Below are 8,280 nucleotides of genomic sequence, written 5' to 3' on the forward strand. Positions count from 1 at the left end.
CTACTCAGAACGGTTTGGTGATGGACATGCCGCCATAACGCACGGTTATGGAGCCGGAAACATCAAGCCCCGCATAGGGGTTGTAGATGACGTTGAAGAAGTTGGTGCAGTTCAGGCTGCAACTGGTGTCGGCAGGGACGTTGTAGCGGCCCTTGGCGTAGCTGTAGGTCGCGTCGATCTTCAGGCCCGATGGGCTCTCGTAGCCCGCGCCCACGCTGCGCACGGTCATGGTAGGCAGTGGCGCGATCAGGTCGAAGGCCGATTGCGGCACCGAGGTCTTGCGAGGCTCATAGCCATAGCGCAGCTTGAAGCCCCGTGTGACGCCCAACTCCAGCCCCAAGCCGAAGTGGATGGGATCGCGGTAGCCGCGTGGGATCACCAGCTTGGAGGCATCGGCCTGGCCAAAGATGCGGGCCATCTGCAGCAGGGCCACCTGGCGGTCAAACTGGATCTCCAACTTGTCCCACTTGCTCCAGTCCGTGTACATGGCGTCCACGTTGAGCTGCAAACGGCTGAAGGGCTTGAGCTTGATACCGGCTTGCAGGCGCGCCGGGAAAGGCAAGCGCATGGTGGCATTGCCCGTCTGCACATCCGGGATGGAGGTCGGGAAGCCGAACATCGAGGCCACCACCGGCCCCAGCAGGCTGCCGTACATGCCCTGCACGAACCTGGGGAACATGGGGTCGGCCATGAAGGTGTAGCGGCCGGTCAGCGTGGTCTTGCTGCCCGACTGGTAGACGGCACCAAAAGCGAACCAGTCCTTGGGCTCCCACAGCAGGCCCACGTTGTAGGTCGGGTCCAGCGGCGCGGTCATGTCGAACTTCATCGTGCCGGCACGCTTGAAAGGCCGCAGCCGCCCTTCCTGGCCGCCGCCGCACAGGCCGAAGCCGAATTCGTCCAGCGGGTTGCCACCATCACCATTGCCGCACCATGCGTCCTGCAACTTGCCGATGATGCCCAGCAGCTTGTTGGGAAAGCGCATGTCGGTGTCCAGCGCAAAGCTCTGGTGGGCCAGCGGCACAGCCAGGCCCACGCTGAGCGTGTTGTTCACCTTGTAGGCCACCGAGGGCGAGAGATAGACCAGGCGCTGCAGCACCACGGAGCGCCCGTCAAAGCGGGTCGGGTCGTTGGGGTCCGAACTGCGGTCCACGCCCACGGCCTGCGGCACATAAGCGGCGGTGGCAAAGGTCCAGGGCGAGCCGGGCCGGTTGAAGCTGAAACCCATGCCGGCACCAATGGCCGCAGGCAAGGACCACTTGGGCAGGCCGATGCCGGGCAGGTAGATCTTCTGGCGTACCGGGCCGCTGCTGCTGCCGGCCAGCGGGTCTTCTTTCCAGTCACCAATGTCGAAGCCGTCGGGCTGGTGGAAGTTGGCCTTGATGCGGATGGAGGCGCCAAAGAAGTTGTCCTGCTTGACGTTGCCTTCCAGTCGGCTGAGGCCGGCCGGGTTGAAGTGGATCGAGTCAACCCCGGGCGGGTCGGCTGTGACCGCATTGCCCATGGACATGGCCTTGACGCTGGTGCCCAGGTTGTCCGTCAAGGCCGCGTGCGATGCGCCCAGCCAGGCAAGGCCCAGCAGCCCGCACAGCCAACGTGCGGGCAAAGCTTCACCCCTGGCGATCGCCATCTTCATGATGCAGGCCCCTGCTCGCTCAGAAGCTCAAAGGCAGGTTCATGCCGAGCGTGAAGTCAGGCGAGTCGCTGGTCAACCCAACGCCCAGCGTCATGTTGACCGTGTACTGCGGCGCCGTGCGCACACCCAGGCCGATGTTGAACATGCCCGATGTCTGCACGCTGGTGCGCGAGGTCTGGCCATCTGCGAACACCAGCTTGGAGGGGAAGGACAGCGACTCCTGCAGCGACATGGTGGTCGAGACGTCGTAGGACAGGGCGTAGGCAAAGCCGCCACCCACCGTGACCGTGGGCCCTGGGTGCACCGCCACCAGGGTCACGCCATCACGCTCCTGGTTGAGGTGGCGTGCCGGCGCACTCAGGCCCAGGCTGGCCGATCCGAACAGCGCGATGGGATCGATGATCTTGGACGAGTTCACGCCCAGCGTCAGGCCCGCGGTGCCCGAGCCCGTGGCCAGGTTCTGGCCATCGATGGTGCGGAAGGGGCTGCGCCCCGTGGGCAGGCGCACGGACGCGCTGGTGGTGAAGCTGGCCGAATCACGGCGCATCTCGAAAGGCTGCCAGCGCGCGCCCATCTGCAGGTCGCCAAAGCCGTGAGACAAGCCTGAGAACGTGGTCGACTCGGAGTACTTGCTGACAATGGGCAAGGACACGTTGCCCGTGATGTTGTCGCGCAGGCCATAGTCCACCGAGAAGGTGTTGGTGATCGTGTGCGATCGGGTGTTCTCGATCTTGAACAGCGTGAGCGTGCTGTCGGTGAACTTGGCATCGATCTGCTGCTGGCCGGTGTAGGCATAGCTCAGGTCGTACGTGGCCGCCCACTTGCCCTTCTTGAGCAGCGAGTATTGCTTGTCGGACGCGGTCAGGGTCTGCTTGAGCAATGCGGCCTGGTCGACGTCGCCCTCTTGCTTGCCCAGCGCCTCGCGGGCTGCATCACCCGACGGGGCCTGAGCTGTGGCCTGCTCTTGCGACCAGGCCAGAGACGCAGACAAACACAAGGCGGCCATGGCGGTGGCGCGCAAGCCGGAACGAACAATGGCGGGAGTGATCGATGGGTACAACATGGTCAGAACTTGCGCAGATTGAAAACACCCATACCCGACTGCACGGCATTGCGCAGCGCATCGGCATGGTCAGGAATGGCGAGCACGGTGCCCTTGCGAACGGAATCGTTGTCGATGACGCCCAGTTCGCGGTCGCTCAAGGCCAGCTTGGTCAAGGGCTTGCCCATGGACTCGGGCAAGGTCAGCAGGAACAAGGTGCCCCGGTCCCACAGCTTGGCGAACTGCTCGACCGAAAACACAATGTGGCCAGCCGAGGGGTCGGCAATGTAGACGCGGCCATCGCGGATGCCGCGGAACACCACGAAGTGCTTGAAACCTGCATAGTCAATGGGCACGATGGCAGGCTGGGTGAGCGTCTCCAGATCGGACATCTCGGCGCGAAAGCCCGCCCCTTTGGCACCGAGTGAAGCCACATAGCGCTTCATGTCGAGCAAGGAAAAGCCTCGGCGCTCGATGATCTTTTCCTTCTCGCCGTGTTCGAGCATGCCTTCCATGGCCTGCTGCTCGGTCACCTTGATGCCCAGGTAGTTGTTGATGACCGTGACCAGCGCGGCCGAGCCACAGCTGTAGTCATAGGCCTGGTGCACGATGTTCTCGAACTTGAACTCGGAATAAGGCTTGATGGTCACGGGCTGTGGCGACACACCGCCCCCCACACTGGCCATGGGCAACTCGAACTCGCCCTTGGGCCGCTCTTCAGGCGGATGGATGGTGGTGCCCGCCGATCCACCGATCGCGCTGGCAATGATTCCGAGCAACATGGGCAACATGGGTGAGGCGTCCTGTTCGTGGCGGGCTGTGCGTCGAGGGCTGTGCGTCGCGGGCTTATTGCGCCCACAGATAGAGGTGGCCGCGCATGGCCACATGGCCATCCAGCAGCAGTTGCCCGTAGTTGCGTGTAATCGGCGCAGTCGGGTCGGTTTGCACGCCCAGTGCACGGAAGCCAAACTGGCTCACCCCCACGAAGAAGGGCAAGCCCATGTCGATGTAGTCGCCGCCATCGGGCCTGGTCCGCAGGTTGAGCGTCATCGCGTACATGTCGATGATCCCGCCCACATTGAGGGCCACGGCATAGGTCGTCACGTTGTCGACCGTGAAGCTGGCCAGCAAGCGGCTGTTCATCACGGCGCCATCCAGCAAGGCCGAGTTCATCTCCAGGTGCACCGCAAAGCCAATGCCGTCCTGCCCGCTGACGCTGGCCATGGCCTGGTCGTCCAGGGGCTCGGGTGCAGCCAGTGCGGCAAGCGGCATGCTCGCCGTCCACACCAGCGCAAGGCAAGGCGTGAAGGCAAGGCGAAGCAAACGGGCAAACATGGTCAACATCCACACACCTTCAGCGGAACTTGACGTCCAGGTACTGGAGCTGGATGGTGTTGATGCGGCTCGAACCCAGGTTCGTCGTGCCCGTGACATCACTCTTGAAGGTGATGTTGTCGATCACCAGGCTGCCCACAGGCGCGCCGTTGGGGCTGGAACTCCAGTCAATGCCCAGGTGCAGGTAGGACTGGCCGTTCTCGGTGATGGCATTGAAGATGCCAGGCTGCGTGGTGACGTCGGCCAGCGCCCAGGTCCCGCCGTTCGCACCGCCAAGGTGGATGCCCGAGAGGCTGAGTTGCTCGGCCACCGTATCGGGGTTGGCCACACTGATGTCATCACGCGCACGCGGGCGGATGATCAGGTTGCCGATGTCCACATGCAGCGCCAGACCAAAGGCCACGCCCTGCACATTGGCGTCGGCCGGTGTGGTGATGCTCAAACCGCCACCCTGGAAGACCAGATCCTGCAGGATCAGGGTGCCCGCATTGAACGCCGTGCCGTTGGCATTGACACCGAAGTCTGCGGCGAACTGCCACTTCAGCAGGCTGTTGGTGTTGAGCGGGTTGCTCAACTCGATCACGTCGGCCATGCCCGGCCGGCTGTAGATGTTGAGCCGATACGGGTCGGTAAAGGTCGCATCCAGGTCATCCGAGCGCGACAGGTAGAGGTTGCCGAACCACAGGCTGGGGTTGCCCTCGTCCGGGCTGGTGTAGGTCAGGGTCAGCGGGCCGCTCATGGCGAAGCCGCGCAGGTTGAAGGCCAGGCCATCCTGGCCACTGACCTGAGACAGGGCCTCGTCTTCCAGCTCGCCCCTCGATTGCCAGCTGCTGCCATGCGCAGACGCCGTGGCGAGCAGGCACACACCCAGCGCCATCAAGAAAAAGCGTGTGTTCATCGTGCCCACCTCACTTCTTGCCCACGTTGGCGGGCACCGTGCCCGTGGTGTTCAGGGCCGACAGGCGATCGCGCCAGTTCAGCCAGAAGCCCGCCATGGCCGTGTCCGTCGGCAAGCCTGTGGCCGCGTTCGTCGGGAAGGTCACGGCGCTCTTGAGCACCGAGATGAAGAAGTCACGGCTTGCGCCACTGGCGTTGCCTGCGGTCACGCCGCCGATCTGCGACAAGGCGATCTGGCAGGCTGCCGCGTTGGCACAGGTGGCAGCCGTACCATCCCAGCGTTTGCCGCCCAGCGTGTCATTGCGCGAATCCACCGTGCCGCTGCTGCCTGCGTCGATCAGCAGCGAGCCACTCACGGCATTCATCTGCAAGCCGATGTCACCCTGGATACCGCCAAAGCCCAGGCGCATGCCCACGACTTCGCGCGTCGATGAATTGGCGACGTTGCGGTAAACGAATTCGATATAGGGATCGGTCACGGCCACCGTGCGCTGGGCCAGCGTGCCATCGGTGCGCCCGAACTGCAGCCTGGCGATGTCGATGTCGGCGCCCGTGCCATTGCGGACCGTGCTGGTGTACTCACCCAGGCGCATGCCGCCCAGGTTCGCATTGAGCTTGATGTCCGCATTCAAGGTGATGCGGGAGAAGTCGTAGGTGCCGTCGTTGGTGTTGGTCAACGAGAAGAGCGCCTGGCCCCAGACATCTGCCAGCTCTTCGTCACCAATCGGCTTGCCTTGTGCATGCGCAAGCGGTGCCCCGGTCAGCGCCAGGCTCAGGCACAGCAGTGGCATCAAGCGAGATGTCCTGTTCATGTTGGCTGCAGGGTGGAAGAGGTCGTCAGGATCTGAAAAGGCTTTTCAGAAAATCGGGCTTCACAAACAAACCCGCCGTGGATGCCACGGCGGATTTGCTGTTCAACTCAAGCGGAGAGAGCGGGCCCGCTTGACGCGGACCCATCGGCCGTCAGCCGATCAGTGGGCCCACATCCAGACCTTGGTGCCTTGCATGTCGATGTTGTTGATGGCGAACGAGCCGAACGACGCATTGCTGTTGCCCATCTTGATCGAACCAACGGTGATGCTGGGCGTCAGAGCCGAGTTCAGCTTGGCGTTGGGGAAAGCGAATTGCACAACGTCGGAGCCAGCGTAGATGGCGTCGCCGGTGGCAGCACCGAAGGCGTCATACGTGGCGGTCGTCAGCTTGCCCAGTTCGCCAGCGATGGCAGCGCCACCAGCAGTCGGGGGCACAGCCAGACCAGCGGCCAGGGCCTTGCCGTTGTTGGCGTCGGCCTGGGTGTAGCCCAGACGTGCACCAATGGAGTCAGCCACGGTCGACACGAAGGAAGCCTTGTTCAGGATGTCCACGGTCATCACGAACATGCCCTTGATGCCGATGTTGTTGAACGACACGGAACCGCCGGTGGCGTCGGTGTCGGTGTACTTGAACGAGCCGATGTTGATGTTCAGGTCACCAGCGATCGACACGCCGTCCTGGCCGCTGACTTGGCTCAGGGCTGCGTCGTCGATGGACGACATGGCGGAAGCAGAAGCGGCCACGGCGGTCAGAGCCAGCGCGACGAAGGAAAGCTTGAATGCTTGCATGAAAACTCCAGATATATATGTATGAGCTTGGCTTGTGCGTTTCAAAGCCTCATCGGTGATTGATCAGAACACCGATCCCTATTGCTTGACGTCCCTGTGCAATAGAGCAGCTGTTGTTTGAAACGCTGACGCATCATCGCGAAGCACCGCCGATTCACCTTGACCACTGAGGCCAAGCGCATGACCGCGCAGACCACCCGCATGCAGGGCGAGGAAACCCCTTAGGTACTACTACGACACAGCGCCACCCGCTTATTGCGTCACGCGCAATGAACTGGGTGACAAGCCAAACCAGCGCTTGCACGCACGGTAGAAATTGCTCGGGTCGGAGAAGCCCAGTTCACACGCCATCTCCGTCACGCTCAGAAAGCCCCTGGCCAGCATGCGCTCGGCGCGCTCGCGCCGGACTGCGTCCACCAGCTCGGCAAAGCTCGTGCCCTCTTCGCTCAGGCGGCGCTGCAAGGTCCGCTCGCTGACGCACAACATCTCGGCCACCTGCTCGCGTCGCGGGTCACCCTTGTGCAGGATGCGCGTCAACAGTTGCCGCACCTTGCCCGTGAAGTGGTCACCCATGTCTTGCGCGGCCTGCTCGGTCATGCGCATGCACATGTCGGCAATGGCCGGGTCGCTCGTGGGGATGGGCTGCTCAAAGTCCGCAATGTTGAACTCGCCCCTGAAGGAGCTGGCGTTGAACACGATGGGGCAGCCATAGGCCTGGCGCCAGGGTGAGGCATCTGCCGGCTCAGGGAACGGCACATGCATGACGTTGGGCACCAGCCGTTTGCCCGTGATCCACTGCGCGCCCGCCAGGAACACCGAGGCCAGGAAATCGAAGCGCTGCATGGGCACGGGCCGGCGCCCGCCGGAGATGGCAAACGACACCGCGTAGTGCTTGTCCTCGCGCACCACGTCCATCGCAAAAGTGGGCGACACCAGCGCCGCGAAACGGGCCAGGCACTTGGCCGCCGCCAGCACGTTCGTGGACGACAGCAGCATGTGCGACACCACGCCAAAGGCGGCCAGCGGGTGCACCACCCTCGTCAAGCCGATGCTGGGATCGCCCGTCAGGACCACCGCCAGCTCCCACATGGCCGAGAACAGATCGGACAGGTGGTTCACATCCATTTCATCGCTCGAGCCAACCGGCACGCCGCATTTGATCAACAACTCGTCCGCATTCAGCCCGCGCTGGCCAAAGGCATCGCTCATGGTTCGGTACCACGCGATTTGCGACAAGGTGAATGCTTTGATGGCCATGACAAGACCCTTCGGTTATGAGACTGCTACCCCGAAAGGTCTCGGATGGTTGCAGAGACAATGCAACATAAATACCGGGAAAACCCGTAATTTAATGTTTCATTCAGACACTTTTTGAATTCAGATTTCGCTCAGTAAAAACAGCGTGACGGACATCACGTTTTTCGGACCCCGGAGACGAAACAACCCCCGAGGAACCAGTCCACGGGGGTTGTCTGCATCAACCTGGTGCGCCCTGTTGGCGCCCTGTTGACACCTTGTCGGCGCCCTTTCAGGCGATCCGGATCAGCTCAAGCTCAGTGAGCCCACATCCAGACCTTGGTGCCTTGCATGTCGATGTTGTTGATGGCGAACGAGCCGAACGACGCGTTGCTGTTGCCCATCTTGATCGAACCCACGGTGATGCTGGGCGTCAGAGCCGAGTTCAGCTTGGCGTTGGGGAAAGCGAATTGCACAACGTCGGAGCCAGCGTAGATGGCGTCGCCGGTGGCAGCACCGAAGGCGTCATACGTGGC

8 protein-coding genes and 1 pseudogene are annotated in these 8,280 nt (G+C 62.6%); all 9 read right to left on the reverse strand.

Annotation, left to right across the window (positions count from 1 at the left end):
- Positions 1-4: 4 nt before the first annotated feature.
- Positions 5-1,633 carry an outer membrane protein transport protein gene (locus HY019_RS06405; RefSeq protein WP_290689349.1) on the reverse strand — a complete coding sequence of 543 codons (1,629 nt, stop codon included), beginning with the start codon at positions 1,631-1,633 and terminating at the stop codon, positions 5-7.
- A 19-nt stretch (positions 1,634-1,652) separates the two neighbouring features.
- Complete coding sequence (locus HY019_RS06410; RefSeq protein WP_290689350.1) at positions 1,653-2,696, reverse strand: transporter; 1,044 nt, start codon at positions 2,694-2,696, stop codon at positions 1,653-1,655.
- A 2-nt stretch (positions 2,697-2,698) separates the two neighbouring features.
- Positions 2,699-3,466 carry a C39 family peptidase gene (locus tag HY019_RS06415; RefSeq protein WP_290689351.1) on the reverse strand — a complete coding sequence of 256 codons (768 nt, stop codon included), beginning with the start codon at positions 3,464-3,466 and terminating at the stop codon, positions 2,699-2,701.
- Between the two features lie 55 nt (positions 3,467-3,521).
- Positions 3,522-4,109 (reverse strand): DUF6160 family protein, encoded by a 588-nt coding sequence (locus tag HY019_RS06420; RefSeq protein ID WP_363302412.1) that lies wholly within the window; start codon positions 4,107-4,109, stop codon positions 3,522-3,524.
- Positions 4,030-4,908, reverse strand: coding sequence for a hypothetical protein (locus HY019_RS06425; RefSeq protein WP_290689354.1), 879 nt, complete (start codon positions 4,906-4,908; stop codon positions 4,030-4,032). Before HY019_RS06425 ends, HY019_RS06420 begins: the two co-directional genes overlap by 80 nt.
- A 10-nt stretch (positions 4,909-4,918) precedes the next feature.
- On the reverse strand, positions 4,919-5,719 hold the full coding sequence (locus HY019_RS06430) for a hypothetical protein (protein WP_290689355.1): 801 nt from the start codon (positions 5,717-5,719) through the stop codon (positions 4,919-4,921).
- Positions 5,720-5,878: 159 nt separating this feature from the next.
- Positions 5,879-6,508, reverse strand: a complete 630-nt coding sequence (locus tag HY019_RS06435; RefSeq protein ID WP_290689357.1) for a DUF6160 family protein — start codon at positions 6,506-6,508, stop codon at positions 5,879-5,881.
- Between the two features lie 252 nt (positions 6,509-6,760).
- Positions 6,761-7,765 (reverse strand): AraC family transcriptional regulator, encoded by a 1,005-nt coding sequence (locus HY019_RS06440; protein WP_290689359.1) that lies wholly within the window; start codon positions 7,763-7,765, stop codon positions 6,761-6,763.
- 296 nt (positions 7,766-8,061) lie between these two features.
- A pseudogene (locus HY019_RS06445) lies at positions 8,062-8,280 on the reverse strand (hypothetical protein); the annotation flags it as partial.

Source organism: Aquabacterium sp. (genome assembly GCF_016195855.1).
Taxonomy (GTDB): Bacteria; Pseudomonadota; Gammaproteobacteria; order Burkholderiales; family Burkholderiaceae_C; genus Aquabacterium.

Coding starts and splice junctions, on each gene's coding strand:
- HY019_RS06405 (WP_290689349.1), bottom strand. CDS start 1,633: ATGAAGATGGCGATCGCCAGGGGTGAAGCTTTGCCCGCACGTTGGCTG.
- HY019_RS06410 (WP_290689350.1), bottom strand. CDS start 2,696: ATGTTGTACCCATCGATCACTCCCGCCATTGTTCGTTCCGGCTTGCGC.
- HY019_RS06415 (WP_290689351.1), bottom strand. CDS start 3,466: ATGTTGCCCATGTTGCTCGGAATCATTGCCAGCGCGATCGGTGGATCG.
- HY019_RS06420 (WP_363302412.1), bottom strand. CDS start 4,109: ATGTCACGGGCACGACGAACCTGGGTTCGAGCCGCATCAACACCATCC.
- HY019_RS06425 (WP_290689354.1), bottom strand. CDS start 4,908: ATGAACACACGCTTTTTCTTGATGGCGCTGGGTGTGTGCCTGCTCGCC.
- HY019_RS06430 (WP_290689355.1), bottom strand. CDS start 5,719: ATGAACAGGACATCTCGCTTGATGCCACTGCTGTGCCTGAGCCTGGCG.
- HY019_RS06435 (WP_290689357.1), bottom strand. CDS start 6,508: ATGCAAGCATTCAAGCTTTCCTTCGTCGCGCTGGCTCTGACCGCCGTG.
- HY019_RS06440 (WP_290689359.1), bottom strand. CDS start 7,765: ATGGCCATCAAAGCATTCACCTTGTCGCAAATCGCGTGGTACCGAACC.